The sequence below is a fragment of the Betaproteobacteria bacterium genome, assembly GCA_016709965.1.
In the GTDB taxonomy this organism is placed as follows: Bacteria; Pseudomonadota; Gammaproteobacteria; order Burkholderiales; family Rhodocyclaceae; genus Azonexus; species Azonexus amarohabitans.
The window spans coordinates 348460-368466 of the sequence record JADJLT010000001.1; the positions used below are offsets into that span (position 1 = coordinate 348460).

Below are 20007 nucleotides of genomic sequence, written 5' to 3' on the forward strand. Positions count from 1 at the left end.
GGCGCTAAAAAGCTGTTTTTTACCTCACACTGCTTACCATGCGCTTACCAAGGCGAAAAGTAAGCAACAAAATAGAGGGCAAAATGGCGAGACTCACCAAGACCGAAGTCGACAATCTTAAGCCATCGGACAGGGATGTATTTGCCTGGGGCGACGACCCAAAGGGATTTGGCGTAAAGGTGTTCACTTCTGGCGTTAAGAGCTTCGTTTTCCAGTATCGAACCCAAGAAGGAAAAACCCGCCGTTACACCATCGGCAAACTGTCCGACACGCTGACGGTAGATCAAGCCAAGAAGAAGGCGAAAGAACTATTCTTCGAGGTCATGGACGGCAAAGACCCAATGGGCCACAAGCAGACGCGCCGGGAAGCAATGACCATCGAGCAACTGCTTACCAAATACGAAGCATCGCCAGCTTTCGCGGAAAAAGCAGAGACAACCAAAGCCACAGACCGCGGCAGAATTGAGCGCCATCTAAAGCCGCTAATCGGCGGCAAGCACGCCGACCTGCTGACCGCAGATGATATTCGCCGCGCTCAAGTTGCCATCAAAGAAGGCAAGACGGCCGGCAGGTTCAAGACAATTTCCCGCGGGCTGGCGAAGGTCAAGGGCGGCGCTGGCACTGCTGACAAGTCGGTTTTGATCCTGCGCGCCGCTTATTCCTGGGCAATCTCCGAAGGAATCCTGAAAGACAATCCAGCCGCTACCGTCAAAGTGGCACAACCCGGCCAACGTGAAACAATCATGGGCGGTTCAGATGACTACGCCCAATTGTTCCGAACCCTGACGAAGATGGAGAACGAGCACCGCATTCGCTCCACCGTTGCTGACGCCATTCGATTGATTGCCCTGACCGGAGCCCGGCGCGGCGAAGTGGTTGGCCTATTGTGGCAATACGTCGACCTGAAATCAGGGCTCATTACCCTCCCCCCCAAGGCGCACAAGACTGGATCTCGCACCGGCAAGCCGCGAATCATTGGACTACCGGCAGAGGCGCAGGTAATCATTGCCCGACAAGCCAAGGGCGAACCTACCGATTACGTTTTCATGCCGTCCAAGGGTGAAGGTACGCTGAACATTGCAAAACCTTGGATGGATGTACGCAAGGAAGCAGGCTTACCGGAAAACTTGGGATTGCATGGCCTTCGTCACTCCCTCGCCTCGCATCTGGCGATGGCTGGCGCATCTGCCGTGGAGCTCATGGAAGCGATGGGACACAAGCAGGTATCGACCACACAACGCTATATCCACTTTGCAGAACGCGCCCGCAGCACTCTAGCGGAGCGCGGCGCAGCAATGGCAATGGCTGGTATGAACGAAGCGAACGGCAAGCAGAAAGCAGAAGTATTGCCGATCAAGAAGCCGAGAAAGAGCAAGACCGCCGCTTAGTCGGTTACTAAGCAAAGCGGGCCGGAAAGTGCGGGAACACTGACCGACCCTGAGACATAACCACTAAGGAGCAGTAACTATGTCCTATTTACATTTTACCGATGAGCAGCAAAGAACAGGGGCGCTTGAGTGCATCGAAGCCCTTAAAGCCCTTGAGCATTCAGCCGAGAACATGCTAATTGAAGGTGACGAAGGGGCCATTTTTGCCGCCATTCAATCCGGAGATGCTGAAAAGCTGGCAGATGAATTTGGCCCAATGACACCCCACCAGAAGGGGGCCTTTCGCGCCATGGCTGAGTACATCCATCACTGCCTCAGCTCGGGAACGCCGGCATTGACTCAGTGGAAGCCATTTGTTGCAAAAACGCCGGAAGAGGTAGAGCTATGGGTTAAGTCTCTTGAGGAAGATGAGGTGGCAGCATGAGCGTTCTAGAACTAAAGAGAACAGAGCGCCAGGAATTTGCCATCCAATTGCGCGAACTGGCTAGACAAATCGAAGATGGAGCATGTGCCTATTGCCTAACGTATTCAATGGATAAGCTGGGTCACGTTGAAGAACTTACGTTCGATAAAACTACCGGCTCGCGGCATTTGTCAGCGTAGATCCACAGGAGTGCGCGCCATGAAAATCATTCGTCAATCGCACCACTTCGACCGATGGATATTCTCGGAGGATAGGAGATACTCAATCCATCGGTATCGACAAGACCCCCAAAAGGCCATCGGCTTTATTTATTAACTCAATGACGACGAAAGGGTACAGACCCCTAACCGTGACCAGGAAGGAGGCCGAGATCGTCGGCCGCCTGGTCGCGCAGCGGGCAAAACGTCTTCCTTTGGTGAATTCGCCACTTCGTTGGCTGCCTAGTGCTGGCGACAAACTTCTCAAGGCGTCTCGTCGTTCTCGTGATGGAAAGGAGATAACGCTATGGACGCTTAGCAGAGATGAGGCCCGCTCTTTGTTTCATTGGGGAGTTCTGTTTTTCCATCCGCAAACAGATCCGTCTGAAATAACCAGCGCAGAATGCAACGCTCTGAAGTCATTGATTCAAAAAATAGCTAACTGCCTGATGGCGAAACCAGGCCCTAAGCGCATGCCAGTAGAAGATGCCGAGTGGGTTGTTGGCGCCTTTGAACAACGCGAAAGCCTGTCAGTGGCGACCAGTATCCCAGATGGTGGTCAGAGTCTATGACGAGGATACCCAACGCCACCATACCGAGGAAAAGTGTTGGCACCTGAAAAGCAAAAGCTGCGGCAAACACTGGGATACAAATGATGAGCAAGAGCCCCGATAGAGTGCCACCAAGCACCCACGGTACTACGGGTGTCAGCCCGGTAAACATCTGCCGCCACCCTGACTCCGGCGATCGACTCGGAAAAATCAATGCCGCATTTGCAACAACCAAAACGACGAACGCCAATGCCCGTGCCCCATCAGTGGCAACCCCGTTCGATAAGGACCAGAAATAGAAAGTAGCAGCTGCCAGCGTTACCAGCCCCCCTTGAGCCAGGCTAAGGATAAGCTGCTGTGTTGAAACCAAATGTTCGCTGACCGACCGCGGTGGCTGTTCCATTAGTCCCGGGTTGCCGGGTTCTGCTTCAAAGACGATAGAGCATGCCGGATCAATGATCAGTTCGAGGAAAGCGATGTGAATCGGCGCCAGAATCAACGGCATCCCGAACATCACCGGCAGAACAGACAAACCGATAATCGGAATGTGGACTGCCAGGGTATAAACCATCGCCTGCCGAAGGTTGGCAAAAATACGTCGCCCCAAGCGGATAGCCGCAACGATGGCGCCAAAGTCATCTTCAAGCAATACCAGAGAGGCAGCCTCGCGAGCGACATCAGTCCCTCGTTTGCCCATGGCAATACCGATATGTGCTGCCTTCAAGGCCGGGGCATCATTGACACCATCTCCCGTCATCGCCACGACCTCGCCATTCGCTTTTAAAGCTTCGACAATGGCAAGTTTCTGCTGCGGTGTGACACGGGCAAAAATACTCACTGAGGCGATACGTGCTGAAATTGCCTTCACGTCCATTGATTCAAGTTCCGTGCCGGTAATGACCTCGCGACTGTCAATCCCTGCGCTGGTCGCGATGGCGCGAGCGGTACGCGGATGATCGCCGGTAATCATGACCACGCGAATGCCCGCTCTCAGGCACTCGGCGACTGCGCTAGGCACTTCGGGGCGGAGTGGATCAGCCAGCCCGATCAGTCCGATAAACTCGAAATCGAAATCATGCTGAATCTCTGGAAAGCCATCCTGAACACCATGTCGGGCCTTGGCCACGCTGCGCCTGCACGGCATGGCTGGTGCCTGGGAAGAGCTATCGGCCAACGGTGGCGCCGGCATCGACACTTCTCGCTGGTTGATCGAGCATCTGCTGCAGGCCGAACATACTGACCGGGTCATGCGCTCGATTGGCTACCAGATGCATGCGGCCCGCTTCCCTGTACATCGGGATCTAGCGGGATTCGACTTCGATCAATCGAAGGTAGATCAGAAACTGATTCGGCAACTGGCCGACCTGTCCTTTACCGAGGAAGCGCAGAACGTGGTGTTCATCGGTGGCACGGGAACCGGCAAGACGCACCTGGCCACGGCACTGGGTGTTTCGGGGATTGGGCACCATAACAAGCGGGTTCGGTTCTTCTCGACGGTGGATCTGGCCAATGCCCTGGAACAAGAGAAGGCGGCCGGCAAAGCTGGCCGGATTGCCTTGGGACTGCTGCGCATGGATCTGGTGATTCTCGATGAGCTGGGCTATCTGCCGTTCAGCCAGGCTGGTGGTGCCTTGCTGTTTCACTTGCTGTCGAAGCTCTACGAGCACACCAGCGTGATGATCACGACCAACCTGACCTTTGCCGAATGGCCAGGCGTCTTCGGCGATGCCAAGATGACGACGGCGCTGCTCGACCGGCTGACGCATCACTGCCACATCGTAGAAACGGGGAATGAGTCATTTCGCTTCCGGCACAGCACGGCGACCGCCAAGTCGAGGATCAAGGCAAGGGAGCAGAGCAAGCGGGGAAATCCACCCGAGGAGGACGCATTCTGATCGGGGCCGCGTTGGGAAATCCGTTCCGGACTTCGTCCTCCACGGCTTTCCCAACGCATTCATCGTGGCTCGGAAATCGGTTGTTCTGAGCTACACTTATCCACAAGCCAACCTATGTCAGGTGGCTATCACACCTGGTCAAAATTCAACGAGCACAGGTGGTCAAAATTAAACGCGCGCCGACACGTTTGGGCCGCAGAGGCACTTTGAGAATGCCATTAAAAAAATTAAAGCCCCCAATTGCTTGGAGGCTTTATCCACAGCACGAGAATGAACTACAGCACCGTTATTGTTGCTGGCTTAGAAGTCAATCGAGACACCGGCGTTTATGGAGCGCCCCATTGCACGAAGCGGTTTCGGTGCAATCCCCGCCATCATGTCCGCAGACGCATACTCCAAGCCCCCTAGAGGCAAGTTGTATTGACGGTCAAACAGATTGTCGACCCCAGCATCCAGGCGAATAGACTTGGCGATTTTGTAGCTCGTTCGGAAATTGGCAATCGCGTAACCGGCAGTCTTCTGTTCTGCCCGCACGTTGCTCACCTTGTCCTTTGAAGCAACCAAAACTGTTTCAAAGCTGCTGCTCCAGGCACCGAGGTTGTGATCCAGAGCCAGGCGTGCATTCAACGGCATGATGTTGTAGAGGTTGTCGCCATTATCTGCCTTGGCTCGGACATAACTCAGGCTGGTACGGGCTGTCCACTCCCCTGCAGCGTGCCCCAGGAACTTCCGGCCTGAGACATCGACACCGTACAACTTCGCATCCTGATTGACGAACTTCAAGGACTGACGCCCGGCCAACATGCTCATGTTGTATGGATTTGAACTCGTATTAACGGCTACGTTGATGTAGTCCTGAACATAGGTATAGAAGGGAACCACTTTCAACTGCCAGTCACGCTTTTCCGCATCGTGCCAATCAGCACTGACCTTCAGGGTGTAGGCCACTTCCGGCTTCAAGTCGAGGTTGCCGACATACGAATTGAGATCGCCAAACCAGTTATTCATCAGGCCGGCCATCATGGCTTCGTTAGCCCAGATATAGCGTTCATGCAGGTTCGGCGACCGGGTTTTACGGGAGAAGCCGATATCGTAGGTGGCGCGCTCACTATCCACGTAGCGAGCGGAAGCGGTGAGATCCCAATTCAGGTCGGTTTTCTTGTGATCCTTGGCGTTGAAGGCAGCGGCATCGGACTCATATGCATCACCCAATGGCGCGGTCGAATCATAGTAGCCCTGAACATTTCCCGTGTTCATCGTTACCCGTTCTACTCGAGCGCCAACTTGAGTCGATAGTTTTTGACTGACTTTAGTATCAAGTTCAGCAAACAGCGCGATACGATCCCGCTTACCGCCATTGACGTTCCAGAAGGTATTGGGCTCCATCCCCATTGAACCAACCAGTGGCGGCCACCAGTCGTCCAGGGTATAGCGATGGAATTCATGGCCGAAACGCGCGACTTGGCTTTCGTTCAACTGTGCGGTTGCAACAATCGAGTAACCAAGATCCACAGCCTTCGTGTCCATTGGCATATAAGAGCCATTGATCGGAGTAAAGCCCAGTGCTTGCGCTTTATCGTCAAGAACGTCCATCTTGTGCCGGACGCGTTGGCGGAAAGCGCGAGCTTCCAATGTTCCCCAATCGAACAAGCCGTTATAGCCAGCGTTAAAAGACAAGCTCTTGTTGGACGTCATGTCCATCGACTGGTTCGGATAGCCTTGGAAAGGAATATCCTGCCAGCCGATAGACAAGGTAAAAATATCCGTGCCTGCTTTTCCTGCGAGATTCAAGGCATTGTTTCGAACCCTATATCGGCTTGCCACGACTTCCTTGCCATTGCCGTCCTTGTAGTTGCCCGCATCAACGGTGTTACCCACATAGCCAATGCTGAAATTTTCCGTGGCGATTGCTGCACGTGCGCCCACACCGGTGACATCACCATTGCTGCGGTAGAAGGCATTCAGACTGCCTGAGGTTTTCAGCCCCTGGCCAGGCTCGGCAAATGCAGGCGGAACGGATTTGACGGCAATTGCGCCTCCGATGCTGTCCCCGCCTTGGCTTACCGGCACAATGCCGGCGTAGACATTGACCTGACCCAATGCGGCGGGATCAATGTAGGAGAGGGCGGGATTCATGTGATTGGGACAGGCCGACGTAATGCTCATCCCATCCACGGTGATTTTCAGTCGGTCGTCAGCCAGGCCGTTGATGACAGGCAGGCTGGAAACCCCACCCCCCGCATAAAAACTCAATCCCGGGGTACCATCCAGTAGCGTTGCCGTATCGTTTGTGGCGAATCGCCGTGCATTCAGGGTGTCGCCGCGCAAGGATGTTCCGAAAGCTGGCTGACTGGAAGCACTGCGTTCGCCAACAACCTCAATGGTTGGCAATATTGGATCCGTAGGTGCCGATTGAGCCCATGCAGTATTCGCCATCAGGGCACTTGCTACCGCGATTGCGATCGGGGTTCTGGTGGGGGAAAATTTCTCGCCAGTATTCGATGTTGATTTCATACTCAAGCTTTCTTCGCAAGACATGGGGGTAACATAAACAAGGCGTTCAGCAGATCGCTCAAAACCACTTGGTTGTGAATTCTTGGTATTGATTAAACTTTTGCATCATTCCCGTTTTGATCACAAAGCTAAATCAAGGGGGGCTGTCTATTGGCAAATGCTTGTCAATTTATAGTTATCCATCACCAAGCCATCAGGATGATCCCCAGAGAATAGCCGCCACATACTAGCGATGACAGTTCTCAGTGCAAATGCGACAAATTGTCGCACACAGGTTGGCGCAATCGCTCAGCATCAGGATCAGGGTTCCTTTGGGCTTGGCGACACTCTAGGCTACCGACCACGGCGCCCAGAATGTCAGCAGAAAAATGAGGATCAGTCGGCGCAAGATTAGCTGTTCTTCATTTCTGCAGCGCGTTTGCGGTACTTTGCCCGCAACGTACGAATCATCGTCACGTCCGAGGCCATGTCGAGATAGGATTCGCGCAAGGCATCGTCAAACTTGGCCAGCACACCACCGTGCTTGTCCTGGAACTCCTTGGCGACCTTGGCGGAAGCAAAGGAATGTTTGCTCCGCTTGGTCATGGCGTGCTTGAGTTCGGCACCCACCAGATAGGTCAGCAGATCAACGGGCAGCAGCGGGCCAGGTTCCTGTGTCGAAGCATAATCCGGCCCCCAGATGTTTTTCGGTTCACGGTCAATGTTAAGTCCGAGGCTCAGCGACAGGCAGTGGATTGAGCAGACACCATCGCTCAGTTCATCTGAATACTGGACCAACATGCGGGTACGGTGATGCTCCTTACGATTCATGCCGCAATAAGGGCACTTGGGGTACTTTTCAAATGGCTATGTACCCATAGCATGTTGAACTCCATCGATCCCCAAAGCGGCACGGAGGAAATCGTCAGAGGAAATATCGCGGTCGTGTCGCTCAATCAATCGTCGCCAGCCCAGATAGTTACCCAAGTAGCGGGTGGCGACGCCGTGGAAGCGGCGTATCCATTCCTTGAGTCGGCTATCGTAGGCATTGACGTTCTGCACATGATAGACCCCGCCACAACACGCTGACCAGCAGCCAGATTGACCGGCCGGTGGGTGATGCCCATTTCTTTGGCAACAGCCGCCAGCGCCTTTTCTCCGTCGGTGGCCAGAATGACATCGGTCGCCAAAAGCGGCTTGAGCACCGCCCCGAGGTGTGCCTTATCGGCCTTCTCCAGGATGAAGTCTGCGGTGTTGCCGGTACGATCCCGGCAAATCAGGACAGCGGTCTGTTCTTCCGACAGGCCGCGCTTACTGGCTTTTGCCGCCCCGCTTGCGGGGAGCACGACTCAAACCTTGTCTTCTGCCCTTCTGTGACTCAAGGAAATACGTCTCATCGGCTTCAGCAATGCCCGCCAGGCTGATCGCCTGCTGACCATTGGGCAAGTTCAGGAAACCTATCCATGAACTGAGCCCCAAGGGCTTCGCGATCTCATCGGCCAGGAAATGGCCAATGGATTTTCCCGAAACCCGCCGAACGACCTCTCCAATGAGATAGCCGTGCGTGGCCGAGTGATACTGATACGCCGTTTCCGGCGTCCATAGGGGCTTCATGGCCGCCAGTGCAGAGATGCAGCGCTCCCAGTCGATCAGACCCAGCATCTGGATGCCACTGTCCGGCGGAAACCACGGCAACCCCGAGGTGTGGGAGAGCAGAGAAGAAACCGGTATGTGTTCCTTGCCGTTGGCAGCGAACTCGGGCCAGTAGCGTGAAACCGGGGCGTCGATATCGACCAGCCCACGCTCGGCGAGCATATGCAGGCAGGTCGAGACCATTCCCTTGGCGGCGGAGAATATGACGGTAACGGTCTCGCTGGTGAACGGACGATTATTGGCGTTATCTCGCCCGCACCAAAGATCGACAACCGCCTTGCCATGACGATAGACGCAAAGCTGCGCGCCTCCCGGGTCATCGGCTTGGGCTGCAGCAAATGCCTCACGAACGCTTTCGTAGCCTGATGCAACGGTTCCTTCGACCTTGACGGCTTTGCTGACCGGCTTTGCCGCCTCCGCCCCGGCCTCGGCAGCAAAACCGCCGGCCTGACAACCCATGCCCAACGCAGCGGCAGCGGCCATAAAGTTCCTGCGGCTTGGCTTTTTCACGCTCATCTCAGGGTTCTCCAGTGCTGCCTTCCATCCATTTCCTGGCGCGACATCAGAACGACACCGTGCCCCGGAGACCGATCGTGCGCGGTACAGTACGGGTCGCAAAATTGACCGGGTTCGGGAAAATTTGCCCGCGATCATTCAGCAGGTTTTCACCGTAGAGCTCAACCCCGTACTGCTTCTGGCTCAACGAGAGGCGCATATTCAGCAGTTCCATCTGCTCGTTTTTAGCAGTGGCGTTGAATGTTCTCTGGGCGAAGACAGAACTGCCACGGGCTTGTTCAGATACTGCATGGGAACCCCCTCAGGTTAGATTTTGCTTACTCCTAAAGTAAGACTGGGGGAGACGCCAAGAACCGCCACTTTTTCTAAAAATAATTTCTGTGGCTCGATGCAGAGGTTGTCGATAGAAGGCGAATCGAAGCGTTTTGTCTGAATAGGTGAGGTTGTTTCTGCTAATCTTGTAAATCAGAGTCAATACTTTCGATTTGCAAGAAATGGGGTGTTCATGTATCCACGTCAAGCCCGTACTACGCTGGAACGTCTGGCCAAGGGATTTCCGGTACTGGCCCTGACCGGGCCGCGCCAGTCCGGCAAGACGACGCTGGCCCGCGCCAGTTTTCCCGACAAACCCTATGTTTCGCTGGAAAATCCAGATGAACGGGAATTCGCCGAGCATGACCCCAAGCGCTTTCTGGCGCGCTTTCCCGAGGGCGCGATTCTGGACGAGGTACAACGCTGCCCGGCGCTGCTGTCGTGGTTGCAAGGGCTGGTCGATGAACGCCCGGTGATGGGGCAGTTTGTGCTGACCGGCTCGGCACAGTTCGATCTGATTGCTGGCATGAGCCAGTCGCTGGCCGGCCGGGTTGGACGGGTGGAGCTTTTACCCTTGTCGCTGGGTGAAATGCAAGGCGCCGGCTTGCCGATCACGCTTGACCGATTGTTGCTGAATGGCGGCTATCCGGCGATTTATCAGCGCGATCTGGCGGCGAACGACTGGTTTCCCAACTATGTGGCGACGTATCTGGAGCGCGATGTCCGGCAGATCATTGCCGTACGTGATTTGTCGCAGTTCCAGCGCTTTGTCCGGATGTGTGCAGCACGTTCCGGGCAATTGCTCAATCTGGCTGCGTTGGGCGCGGATTGCGGCATCTCGGCGGTCACTGCGCGCGAGTGGCTGTCGGTGCTCGAGGCCAGTTATCTGGTCACCCGCCTGCCACCGTATTTCCAGAATTTTGGCAAACGTCTGGTGAAGTCGCCCAAGCTGTATTTTCTCGATGTGGGCCTGATGGCCTGGCTGTTGGGGATTCGTGATGAGTTGTCGATAGCAACGCATGCTGCCCGTGGTGCCTTGTTTGAAACCTGGGTGGTTTCAGAGCTGATCAAACAGCGCTTCAATGCCGGCCAGCCGGCCGACCTGAATTTCTGGCGGGATAGTGCCGGGCACGAGATCGATGTGGTGTTCGAGACGCCTGCCGGTTTGCAGGCGGTTGAGATCAAGTCCGGTAGTACCTTTGCTGCGGACTGGACAGACGGGCTGAAGAAATGGCAGAAATTCGCTGGCGACACGCCAACGCTAAAGCCGATCCTGATTTACGGCGGAACGGATAGCCATGAGCGGGAGCATTGTTTGCTGACCGGGTGGCAGGACGTGGCGCGCCGCTGAGTTTCACGAGTCGCGTAGCGGGTTACGATTTTCGGTGTTTTTTCGGGTTGACCGTAGCAATCGGGGTTCAGCGCCGGTCGGTCTGCCGGTTGTCGTGAACGAAGCAGACTCGCCACGCTATATCACCCTCCTTGGGCGCCTGAATATCACCGTCGATTGGCCACTGTGGCACATGCCTTGCTGTCCTGTCGCTCTGCTGTGACTGCGACGAAATGCCACATCTTGGCCAGAAAGCGGGTTGCTATCATCCTGCCCTCTCTTGCTATGCATCCGTTGCGGCGCTGATTCCTGACTTTTCCTGAGCAGCGCCCGAGAAGGCTGTTCCGGAAGCAGACTCAGTAGGCAATTGAACCTATACCCGAGTTTTTGGAGAAAATCGATGAAGCACCCATTCAAACCGAGCCGGATTTTCTTGGCGGTTTCGCTGATCATGTCCTGCGCGTACGCGCAGGAATCGACCGTCGTCCTTGGAGAAATCAGCGTCGGCGCGGCCAGCACCGGCTCCTTGCCCACGCGGAGCATCCTCACCTCGGTGGATATCATGGGCGCCGAACGCGTTCAGGACAAAAACGTCGCCAACAGTTGGGAACTGATCGGCCAGATGCCTGGCATCCAACTCACGGAATTCCGCCTGGGTGCAGAATCCGGCAAACCCTCCTTTCGGGCGTTCAACGGCGAGGGTTACATCAATGGCATCAAACTGCTGATCGACGGTATTCCGAGCAATATCAACAGCGGGAACATGCGCTATCTCGACATGATCTTCCCGCTCGACATCGAGTACGTCGAAGTCGTTCGCGGCACCAACGACCCGCGCTACGGCCTGCACAACATTGGCGGCAACATCAATGTCGCCACCCGTCAGGGTGGAAACTACACCGACGGCCGGGTCACTTATGGCAGTTTCAATACTCGGGAAGTGCAGGTGGCGGTAGGACGGGAGTCGAACGGCTTCTCGCAAAACTACTTCGCCGCGAAGCAGGACTCGGATGGCTATCGCGACCACTCGAAATCCGAAAAATACAGTGTTGGCGGCAAATGGTTCTTTACCTCCGACAATGGAAACCTGACAGCTGGCGTGATTGCCCGGGCTTACAACCACGAGGCTGAAGAGGCCGGATACCTGACCGCAAGCGAATTGGCAGCCGACCGCAGCCAGTCGCCGGCCAAGAATGCCAACGACCACGACAGCCGCGACATGAAGCAGGTCAGCGGCCATCTCGACTACCGCATCACCCCGGACCTCAACTACAGCAGCAAGCTCTATTTCAATTCCATCGAAGATGACCGCTACGTCACCTACACGAGCTATGCCGGCAGCAATGCACCACGCCAGCGACGCCTCTGGAATGAAGATCACTACGGCTGGACAAACTCGCTGACCTGGCAAGCCAGCAAGCAACTGGCTGTCGAAGGTGGCTTCAACTATGAGCATCAGGACAACAACTACCGACGCTATCGCTATGCCTATGCCGTGCCGACCGATTTCTCGACGCCGGTCACGACATCCAACGATGACGCCTACACACTGAATAATTTTGGTGCCTACATCCAGGCGATCATCAAGCCTTCCGACTCCTGGAAAATCGTCCCCGCCTTCCGTACCGACAACTTCAAGGGCAACACGACACTCAATACGACAGGTGCCACCGCTTCGCTACAGGACTACGGCTGGATCAACCAGCCCAAGCTGAGCGTCGTCTACAGCCCGACCCAGGCCGTCAGTATTTATGGCAACTGGGGTCGTACCTTCCAGATCGTGACCGGGTCGCGAGGTCCGGCCTACCTGACGTCGGGCACAGCCATCCTGAAGCCCTCGATCAACACCGGGATCGAACTGGGAACCAAGCTGCGCCTGGCCGACCGGACCGAAGCGCGCATTGCCATCTGGCAGCAGGATGCCACGGATGAAGTCGCCAACCTGCCCAGCGCAGGCGCAACGCAAAACCTCGGCGAAACGCGGCGCAAGGGTATCGATCTTCAGTTCACCACCAACATCCTCGACAACGTGAAATTCTGGGTTTCCCACTCCATCCAGGAAGCCAAGATCATCGGTGGCTATGCAGCCGGTGCCACTTCACTGGTCGGCAAGGAAGTTTTTTCGACACCGCGCCACATCTCGAACATCGGTGTCGAATACAAGGCCAGCGAAGCCTGGCGCTTCGACCTGCAAGGTCGGGCCCAGGGCAGCTATTACATCGACGACCTCAATGCGAAGGGCAAGTATGGTGGTTACGTCCTGTTCGACGGCGGCGCTCACTACGCGCTCACAAAAACGGTCGGCATCGACCTCCAGCTAAAGAATATCTTCGACCGGAAATACGAGTACGTCTGGTACGACAACTTCTTCTGGCCGGCCGGATCCTACCAGCCGATGTTTTCGCCCGGTCCAGGCCGCGCTGTTTATGCCTCGCTCAACGTAAAGATGTAAGGCCAGTGCCGGGAAATAACGACCTGTTGTTCCCCGGCGCCTCCTCCATCTTTTCGATCCGATGAATAGACGAGCGCTGCGCCGATTGCTGCATGGCTTGCACAAGTGGATTGGCCTGAGCATCGGTCTGCTGTTTGCACTGCTCGGCATCACCGGTAGCCTGCTCAGCTTCTATCCGGAAATCCAACTCGCACTGCATCCGGAAATCGCCGCCAGTTCACCGGGCACAACGTTGAACCTGGGCGGCATTGTCGACGCACTGCGCCAGGCCGAACCCGGGCGCCACGGGGCCTGGCGCATCGAGTTGCCGCGCCAGGACAATGCCCCGGTCACTGCCCGGTATTACAAGCCGGAGGAAACGGCACATCGCACCTTCGCGCCGCTGATCCTTACCATCGAACCCGCCACGCTGTCGATAAGCAGCAGGCATTTCTGGGGCGACGATTTCTTCACGTGGATTTATGACCTGCACTACACCCTACTGCTGGACGAGGACGGCAAGACCGTACTCGGCATCGGTTCGGTATTCATCGTTGTTCTGTTGTTGAGCGGTCTGTACCTGTGGTGGCCACATCCGGGCCGCTGGCACGGGGCGCTCGCCATCAAGTCCGGCGCTGTCTGGAAGCGGCGGATCTACGATCTGCACGTCAAGCCAGGCGTATACAGCCTACTGCTGACCCTTACGCTCTCCTTGACTGGCTTGCTACTCGTCGTCCCGGGTTGGTTTATCCCCGCCATCGAATCGTTTTCGCCTCTGACCCCGTATTTCCTGGCAAGCCCCGCATCTGTTCCGGGCAATGCCAAAATCTCGGCCGATGAAGCCGCCAGAATTGCGCTCGGGCGTTTTCCCGGTGCCGACATCCGTTGGATAGAAACCCCATCCAATGAAAAGGCCGTCTGGCGCGTCCGCATGCGCCAGGACGGCGAACCCAGCCGCCGCTTCCCGCAGACCAATGTCTGGATTGACGCCCATTCCGGCCAGATACTTGCGATTCGCGATCCCCGTCAAAACAGCGCAGGCGATACCCTGATGGACTGGCTCCACCCGCTGCACAACGGCGAGGCCTTTGGTCTGGCGGGGCGAATCATCGTCCTGCTCTGCGGCATGCTGCCGCTGCTGGCGCTCGTTACCGGGTTCACCCGCTGGCGGCACAAAAGGGGAATCAGGCCAAACAACACATCCGAACATCCCCGGAAATAAGAGAACCCGAGTGCAAGCTTATTGTTCAATCAGCCACCGTTGGTGGCGCCAGTCTCACGGTCAACCGGAATTTTCGGCCAAAAATGAAACTTTCGATTTACAAGAAACGAAATGCGTAAGGTGGACGCCGCCTGACGGATGGCGGTTTTTCGGTGTTTTGGCGGGTTGACCGCAGTACGCCGGCTTCAGCGCCGATCTATCTGCCAGCTTTGCGCGCCGGTCTGGGTGAGTTTGATCGGCAGGGCCGTGGCGATGGTCTGCATGGCCTGGGACAGGTTGTCGGTCGGAAAGATGCCACTGACCTTGGTTTCCAGGATTTTCGGCGCCGTTACGGTAACGGTTGCGCGATGATAACGGCCCAGTTCTTCAAGCACGTCCTTGAGCGGCTGCCCCTGGAAGACGAGCTTGCGCTCGCGCCAGGCTGAGAAGGTGTTGATGTCGATGGCCTGGACTGAGGTCACTTCGCCCGAGGGTTTGTAGTTGAGTTGTTGCCCGCGATGCAAGGGTTTCGGCAGTGCATCCACGCGGCCACTCACCTCAACTTCTCCGTCGAGAACCGCAACGGAGACCCAGTCGTCGTTGTGGCGGACATCGAATTGCGTGCCGACGTCGCGAATTTTTCCTTTGCCGGCATAAACCACGAACGGTCGATGGTCTTCGTGGGCGACGGTAAAAACCGCCTGGCCATGAGCCAGCCTGACTTCGCGCCCGTGACGCGAGTAGTGCACCTTGGCGGCAGAATTGGTGTTGAGTTCAAGCCGTGAGCCATCAGCGAGATTGAACGATTGGCTTTGCCCAACGGCGGTTTGATAGGTCTGGTCGTTGAGGTAACTGAGCCAGTCGGCTTGCCAGACGACCCCGGCCGTGATGAAGGCCAGCGCGGCGACGGCATAGCGTCGGCGGGCCGGCTGCTGGCGATTGTTGGCGAGGAAGGCACGCGCGTCGACGAGTTGCTGGTCGGCAATTGTATCGAGCCCACGCATCTGCTCCCACAGGGCTTCGGCTTTGGCGAATGCTGCGCGGTTGGCTTTAGTGGCGTTCAACCAAACAAGAAAAGCCCGTTGATCCTCGGCGCTGTGCTCGCCATTGTTCCGCCGGGCCAGCCATGCGGCAGCGGTGGCCTGGGTTTCTTTCGTAGCGGAGGGAGCGTCGGTTAGGGGCAAGGTTGCGCCAGATCAAAATGAGTCGGTCATTGTATAAGACCGGTTCAGTCTGGCAAAACCGCCACTCTTAGTAAAAACTTACGCGTGGACTCTTTCGAGACAATGAGCCAGCGCCTTGGCGATGTAGCGTTCGATGGTTCTTTTGGGATGCCGAGGGCTGTTGCCACGTCGCCTTGAGCCATGCCGTCAACCTGGTGCAGCAGGAAGACATGGCGATGGATTTCAGGCAATTCTGCCAGGGCCGGCGAACTCTAACCGGCCCTGCAGATGGCTACTACTTGCCAAATTCATAGCGGACGCCGACCCACGCCGTACGTGGCGCCCCCGCCGCACCGAAGGTGGACTGGACGATGGTCGAGTTATCCCCGATCGACGAGAACGGCCGGGCTATGAAGCTGCCATTCGCAGTAAAACCGGTCGCCCCCAGCTGGGCGGCTGTCGAGTACTTGTGATCGAAGAGATTGTTCACCTGGGCAAAGAAGCTCAATTGCTGCGTCGCCCGGTACTTGCCGTTCAAATCGAAGATGGCATAGCCAGCCGACTTGCCGGAGCCCAGGAAAAACGTACCATCAGACTGATGCTGGCCATTCTCATTGCCGCGGGCGGTCGAACCTGAAACTGCCAGCATCCCCAAGCCAACCGACAACCGATGGTTGATCCGCCAGTCGGTCCGCGCCTTGAAGATGTGGCGCGGAATCAGCGGCAGGCGGTTTCCTGGTTTGATTGTGATGTTTCCGTTGGCATCGCTGCTGCTGTTGGCTTCCCCGTTGATCGTTTCGCTGCTCTGGAAAGTAGCATCAAGATAGGTGTAATTGGCGGCGAACGAAAGATCGGCGATCTGGCTGTCCAGACCAAGCTCGATCCCCTGGCGGCGTGTTTTGCCGAAGTTCTTGAAATAGCCGAATCCGGCCGCGTTATCTGCGACGAACAGGATGTCGTCGAAATTGTCGGCCCTGAAAACACCTGCGTTCCAGCGTGTCTTGTCGCCCATTGCGCCGCGCAGACCGGTTTCCCAGGTCTTGGTCACGACCTGCTTGAGCGGCGGGTCGCCGGCCATCGCGTTGGGCAACTTGCAGGGATTGGCCGGGTCGGCACATCCGAGCTCGATCGAGGTCGGCGTCCGGCTACCTTCGTTGTAACCGGCATAGACATTAATCGCCCGGCTTGGGGTATAGGCCAGGCCGACGGCCGGGTTAAAGCGACTGAAGCGATGATCGCCATCGAGGGAGCCACTACCGCCGCCAGGGTTGAGCTGATCCCGATTGCTAACCCTGGTCGCGTTGTAGCGGCCAGAAACCGTCAGGTGCAAGACGTCCTTGATGCTGAGAATATCGGTACCGTAAATGCTCCAGGTGTGCGACCTGCCCTTCAAATCGACCCGGGAATCGATCGGACTGCCGTCGTCGTCAAACTCGGTACCATCGGCAAAGAAATTGACCGGCGTGATACTGCGGTCCGGATTGAGGTAACCGAACTGTGCAGTCTGCTTGAAGCTCATGCGGCTGGCGTCATAGCCGGCGCCAGCCGTGAACTGATTTTTGTTTTCGCCAATCTTGCCGAAGACAGAGAACTGTCCGTTCAGGCCATAGTTTTCCTGGGTCGTCTCGGTGCGGTTGATCAGGCCATTGCACTTTTCGGCTGGTTCGTCATTGCTTAGCACGTTGGCAATGCAGCGCCAGAACGGGAACTGGGTATTCGTGGCGTTGGCGCCGCTGGTCGGGAAACCCGAATAGCCGGCTGCGGTCAGTGCATTCCGTTCGGCAAGACTTGGCTGATAGACCGACTGATCCAGCGAGTCCTCGTTGATATCGCCGTTGAAGGTCGAGGTCTTGATCTTCCGGTAATAGGTGTTGCCGGACAGCATGAAATCTGCGTTCACACTGTGTTTGGCGGTCAGGTTGAGTAAGATGGAACGGTTCCGGGTTTCGTCCGGCTTGGTATAGACGCTGCTGTAATCGCCGTCGAGCAGACGTTTTTCCTGCAAGCCGTTACCAGTCAGCTTGCTTCTGGCCACCGCCATCGTCAGCGCCAGATCGGTCCTGGCATCCATCCAGCCAATCTTCCCGAATAGCTGGCCGACATTACTCGGCGAGGCATCGCGCCAACCGTCTTCCTTGAAGCCATTGCCGGTGATGAACCAGTGCAAGCCCTTATCGTTGTGTCCACCGTTCATTACAAGCCGAATAGTCACTTCCGACCCCGATGCGGCAGGATGACAAGTGCAAGTTGTCGGTCGGCTTCGTGCCCATTCCGGCCATCGAGCTTTCTCCAGACCGGCCACTCAGGCAATCACCGGTTCTGCGAACTTGAACGCTACAAAGCGGCCGGTGGCGACCTCACACACCCGGCCATCTGCAGCCATTCACCATTTTCCGAAAGCCGTCATCTGAATGACTGCTGCTCTCTGATACTTGCCAGAGTAGCAATTCCAGCTCGTTGGCCAAAGCCGAGGCAAGCGACTCCCGGCTAACGAATGAGGCCCCCGCGCGCGTCTTTCATCAGGGTCCGGGCATCAAGCCCAACATGACCGGTTGTAGTACCGCAGTCCTTCACCTTCTCGCACCGACACGGCAGGGAATCGATGAACAGTCAGAAAACAGGATCAGGAATGAAACGATAAAACTTCAGAACGCTTGCAGAGAATGGGGAAGCCCTTGTAGTGGAAGCTCAGCCGACGGTAAAAAGAACAGCTTTTTGACCGTCAGCTGGAGCGGATTGTTGGGCCTCTGCAGCAAGAAATTTGTCAATTAGTGGCGCAATTTCAGTAGCGTAAGTTTCGGCGAGATCGTGATCTCCAGCTTTAACAACGTACAAGCGCGCGCACGGTAGAAGCGAGGCAAGATGCTCTCCGACGGAAACGGGGCTGATGGGATCGGAATCACCCCAAAGTAAGAGCGTGGGGATGCGTATTGTCGGTAGCTTTGTCGACAGGTCCTCTTGGTAGGTAGAAAACCACCGAGGGAGCAGCGGGTTGGAATCGAGAAACGAGGGGCGCCAATCTTTGCCTCCAAGTGCCGCGACATCAATGCCACCAGATGTGGCAGCCAAGACCAAATGGGTGATTAGTTCCGGCTTCTCTAGTGCCACTCGAACTGCGATTGCCCCACCCATTGACTGAGCAACCAATGCAGTGGGTCGATCAATTTTTGCGAGAACCATCTTAACCAGATCGTCAATGCCGTTTACGAGCGGGTCCAATGGAATAGAGCTGAAGCCGGGCCAACCCACATGCTCTTTGTTAGCTGAGCAGGTCAGCAAATTTTCAACAGGTTCCCAAAGCTGGGTTCGCCCTAATGCACCGGGGAGAAAGAGGATTTGCAATGGCTGCATTTCAGGCAATTTCATGAGAGGCCCAACGTGCTAGCTGAGCCGATGGCAAAAAGCGCAGCGTTTTGACGGTCGGCTGGAGCAATTTATTGGGCAAAAGGCTGACGCTCACGATTTGGCTTAACCTTCAGGGAAAAATACAAACAGCACACAACCCTCTTGGGATTGCGGCACATGGGACGAGCCGGCAGGATGATGAATGAAGGTTCCTGCGGGATAGTTGTTTTTCCCGTCGCAGAACGTGCCGGAGACTACGAACACTTCTTCGGGGCCGGGAGAGTGAACGTCTAGCTCAGGATAGACGGCACCGGGCGCAATTTCAAATATAAGAGCTTTCCGACCATCGGGCCGTGACCAGAGTAAACGGGTACTGAAACCTGGGTGACAAAGCTCCTTTGGCGATACATCTTGCCAGTGGGCAGCGACAACGCCTTCGAGGTTCATTTCATGCGAAGAGTTTGAGGACATGACGGTTTACGGTATTGAGGCAACGTTCGAGTTCAGGCGACTGGCGCGGCTTTATACGCCAGGTCCCCTGCAACGAAGGGTTGGGCGTCTTGGAAACACCAATGCCACGGTTCATATTGATAGCCCCAGCAGTTGCCAATGGGATACGAAAGATAGTAGCCGAATTCAGCAGCGTGATTAATGAGCCAGCCATATGCGGCGGTTTGGTCGAACTCGACTTCGAGCGCGCGGCTGCCGAAGGTTGAGAGGTCGACAGCTCGCCCGGTGTGGTGTTCGCTGAAGCCCGGAGGCGCGCAGACGGCGAGAATGCTTTCAACCGCGGCCCCACTTTCAAGTTTTCGGCGAACTATCTCGGCTTGCCGGTCAACGCTGCGAAAGGCGGAAACAATGAATAGATCGATGCCATCAGCGAGCGCCGCCGCTTTGAGGCTGCGCCATGCTTCGGCGGCCTCAGGAACAAGCAAGTGATCTCGACCATCTGCCCCAACTTCAGCAACTTCAAGCGTCGCAGCCTCCTCGCATTCGCGTAAGCCACGAGCCGTTATCAATTCGCTCGAAATGCCAAGTGCGATAAGGTGCGGATTCATGCGGACTGAGAGCCCCACGTTTGAATTCACCGGGCGGCGCGGCTTTTCGC

Annotated in this window: 15 protein-coding genes and 2 pseudogenes; 6 read left to right on the forward strand and 11 right to left on the reverse strand. The window is 56.2% G+C overall.

Translation table 11 applies throughout. The features are described from left to right. The first annotated feature begins 83 nt into the window (after nt 1-83). Entirely contained in the window at nt 84-1388 is a 1305-nt protein-coding gene (locus tag IPJ12_01765) for a site-specific integrase (protein ID MBK7645926.1), read from the forward strand. Between the two features lie 79 nt (nt 1389-1467). Then, nucleotides 1468-1812, forward strand: a complete 345-nt coding sequence (locus IPJ12_01770; GenBank protein MBK7645927.1) for a hypothetical protein — start codon at nt 1468-1470, stop codon at nt 1810-1812. Nucleotides 1813-2474: 662 nt separating this feature from the next. On the opposite strand, the gene IPJ12_01775 is transcribed toward IPJ12_01770, so the two are convergent. Beyond that, entirely contained in the window at nt 2475-3749 is a 1275-nt protein-coding gene (locus IPJ12_01775; GenBank protein MBK7645928.1) for a cation-translocating P-type ATPase, read from the reverse strand. Here IPJ12_01775 and IPJ12_01780 point away from each other — a divergent pair. Further along, nucleotides 3703-4455: an ATP-binding protein gene (locus IPJ12_01780; protein MBK7645929.1), complete on the forward strand. Its 753-nt coding sequence runs from the start codon at nt 3703-3705 to the stop codon at nt 4453-4455. The two genes, IPJ12_01775 and IPJ12_01780, sit on opposite strands and share 47 nt — an antisense overlap. Nucleotides 4456-4755: 300 nt before the next feature. On the opposite strand, the gene IPJ12_01785 is transcribed toward IPJ12_01780, so the two are convergent. The 4 genes and pseudogenes from IPJ12_01785 to IPJ12_01800 all read right to left on the reverse strand — a co-directional run bounded on the left by IPJ12_01785 (nt 4756) and on the right by IPJ12_01800 (nt 9255). Continuing rightward, nucleotides 4756-6969, reverse strand: a complete 2214-nt coding sequence (locus IPJ12_01785) for a TonB-dependent receptor (GenBank protein ID MBK7645930.1) — start codon at nt 6967-6969, stop codon at nt 4756-4758. A 390-nt stretch (nt 6970-7359) separates the two neighbouring features. Then, nucleotides 7360-7779: a nitrous oxide reductase accessory protein NosL gene (locus IPJ12_01790; protein MBK7645931.1), complete on the reverse strand. Its 420-nt coding sequence runs from the start codon at nt 7777-7779 to the stop codon at nt 7360-7362. 36 nt (nt 7780-7815) lie between these two features. Beyond that, a pseudogene (locus IPJ12_01795) lies at nt 7816-8403 on the reverse strand (IS1595 family transposase). A gap of 9 nt (nt 8404-8412) precedes the next feature. After that, nucleotides 8413-9255: pseudogene (locus IPJ12_01800) on the reverse strand (beta-lactamase family protein). A gap of 367 nt (nt 9256-9622) precedes the next feature. On the opposite strand from IPJ12_01800, the gene IPJ12_01805 reads away from it, so the two are divergent. From IPJ12_01805 to IPJ12_01815, 3 genes are all read left to right on the forward strand, one after another. Next, a complete protein-coding gene (locus IPJ12_01805; GenBank protein ID MBK7645932.1) occupies nt 9623-10780 on the forward strand; it encodes an ATP-binding protein in 1158 nt (385 codons plus the stop codon). 379 nt (nt 10781-11159) lie between these two features. After that, entirely contained in the window at nt 11160-13211 is a 2052-nt protein-coding gene (locus IPJ12_01810) for a TonB-dependent receptor (protein MBK7645933.1), read from the forward strand. A 61-nt stretch (nt 13212-13272) separates the two neighbouring features. Beyond that, nucleotides 13273-14412: a PepSY domain-containing protein gene (locus tag IPJ12_01815; GenBank protein MBK7645934.1), complete on the forward strand. Its 1140-nt coding sequence runs from the start codon at nt 13273-13275 to the stop codon at nt 14410-14412. Nucleotides 14413-14597: 185 nt separating this feature from the next. Here the strand turns inward: IPJ12_01815 and IPJ12_01820 are convergent, their stop codons facing one another. The 6 genes from IPJ12_01820 to IPJ12_01845 form a co-directional block, all read right to left on the reverse strand. Continuing rightward, nucleotides 14598-15575: a FecR family protein gene (locus IPJ12_01820; protein MBK7645935.1), complete on the reverse strand. Its 978-nt coding sequence runs from the start codon at nt 15573-15575 to the stop codon at nt 14598-14600. Nucleotides 15576-15619: 44 nt separating this feature from the next. Continuing rightward, nucleotides 15620-15805, reverse strand: coding sequence for a hypothetical protein (locus tag IPJ12_01825; GenBank protein MBK7645936.1), 186 nt, complete (start codon nt 15803-15805; stop codon nt 15620-15622). A 44-nt stretch (nt 15806-15849) separates the two neighbouring features. Next, nucleotides 15850-17748 carry a TonB-dependent receptor gene (locus tag IPJ12_01830; GenBank protein ID MBK7645937.1) on the reverse strand — a complete coding sequence of 633 codons (1899 nt, stop codon included), beginning with the start codon at nt 17746-17748 and terminating at the stop codon, nt 15850-15852. Between the two features lie 494 nt (nt 17749-18242). Then, complete coding sequence (locus tag IPJ12_01835; protein ID MBK7645938.1) at nt 18243-18905, reverse strand: alpha/beta hydrolase; 663 nt, start codon at nt 18903-18905, stop codon at nt 18243-18245. A gap of 117 nt (nt 18906-19022) precedes the next feature. Then, the gene (locus IPJ12_01840; GenBank protein ID MBK7645939.1) at nt 19023-19346 is read right to left on the reverse strand and encodes a cupin domain-containing protein; all 324 of its coding nucleotides are present in this window, start codon (nt 19344-19346) and stop codon (nt 19023-19025) included. Between the two features lie 56 nt (nt 19347-19402). Further along, the gene (locus IPJ12_01845) at nt 19403-19957 is read right to left on the reverse strand and encodes a M15 family metallopeptidase (GenBank protein ID MBK7645940.1); all 555 of its coding nucleotides are present in this window, start codon (nt 19955-19957) and stop codon (nt 19403-19405) included. Between the last annotated feature and the right edge of the window lie 50 nt (nt 19958-20007).

Bases quoted from the DNA above. Each gene is read 5' to 3' on its own strand.
- IPJ12_01765 (MBK7645926.1), top strand. From the start codon at position 84: ATGGCGAGACTCACCAAGACCGAAGTCGACAATCTTAAGCCATCGGAC.
- IPJ12_01770 (MBK7645927.1), top strand. From the start codon at position 1,468: ATGTCCTATTTACATTTTACCGATGAGCAGCAAAGAACAGGGGCGCTT.
- IPJ12_01780 (MBK7645929.1), top strand. From the start codon at position 3,703: ATGGCTGGTGCCTGGGAAGAGCTATCGGCCAACGGTGGCGCCGGCATC.
- IPJ12_01775 (MBK7645928.1), bottom strand. From the start codon at position 3,749: ATGCCGGCGCCACCGTTGGCCGATAGCTCTTCCCAGGCACCAGCCATG.
- IPJ12_01785 (MBK7645930.1), bottom strand. From the start codon at position 6,969: ATGAAATCAACATCGAATACTGGCGAGAAATTTTCCCCCACCAGAACC.
- IPJ12_01790 (MBK7645931.1), bottom strand. From the start codon at position 7,779: ATGAATCGTAAGGAGCATCACCGTACCCGCATGTTGGTCCAGTATTCA.
- IPJ12_01805 (MBK7645932.1), top strand. From the start codon at position 9,623: ATGTATCCACGTCAAGCCCGTACTACGCTGGAACGTCTGGCCAAGGGA.
- IPJ12_01810 (MBK7645933.1), top strand. From the start codon at position 11,160: ATGAAGCACCCATTCAAACCGAGCCGGATTTTCTTGGCGGTTTCGCTG.
- IPJ12_01815 (MBK7645934.1), top strand. From the start codon at position 13,273: ATGAATAGACGAGCGCTGCGCCGATTGCTGCATGGCTTGCACAAGTGG.
- IPJ12_01830 (MBK7645937.1), bottom strand. From the start codon at position 17,748: ATGAACGGTGGACACAACGATAAGGGCTTGCACTGGTTCATCACCGGC.
- IPJ12_01835 (MBK7645938.1), bottom strand. From the start codon at position 18,905: ATGCAGCCATTGCAAATCCTCTTTCTCCCCGGTGCATTAGGGCGAACC.
- IPJ12_01840 (MBK7645939.1), bottom strand. From the start codon at position 19,346: ATGAACCTCGAAGGCGTTGTCGCTGCCCACTGGCAAGATGTATCGCCA.
- IPJ12_01845 (MBK7645940.1), bottom strand. From the start codon at position 19,957: ATGAATCCGCACCTTATCGCACTTGGCATTTCGAGCGAATTGATAACG.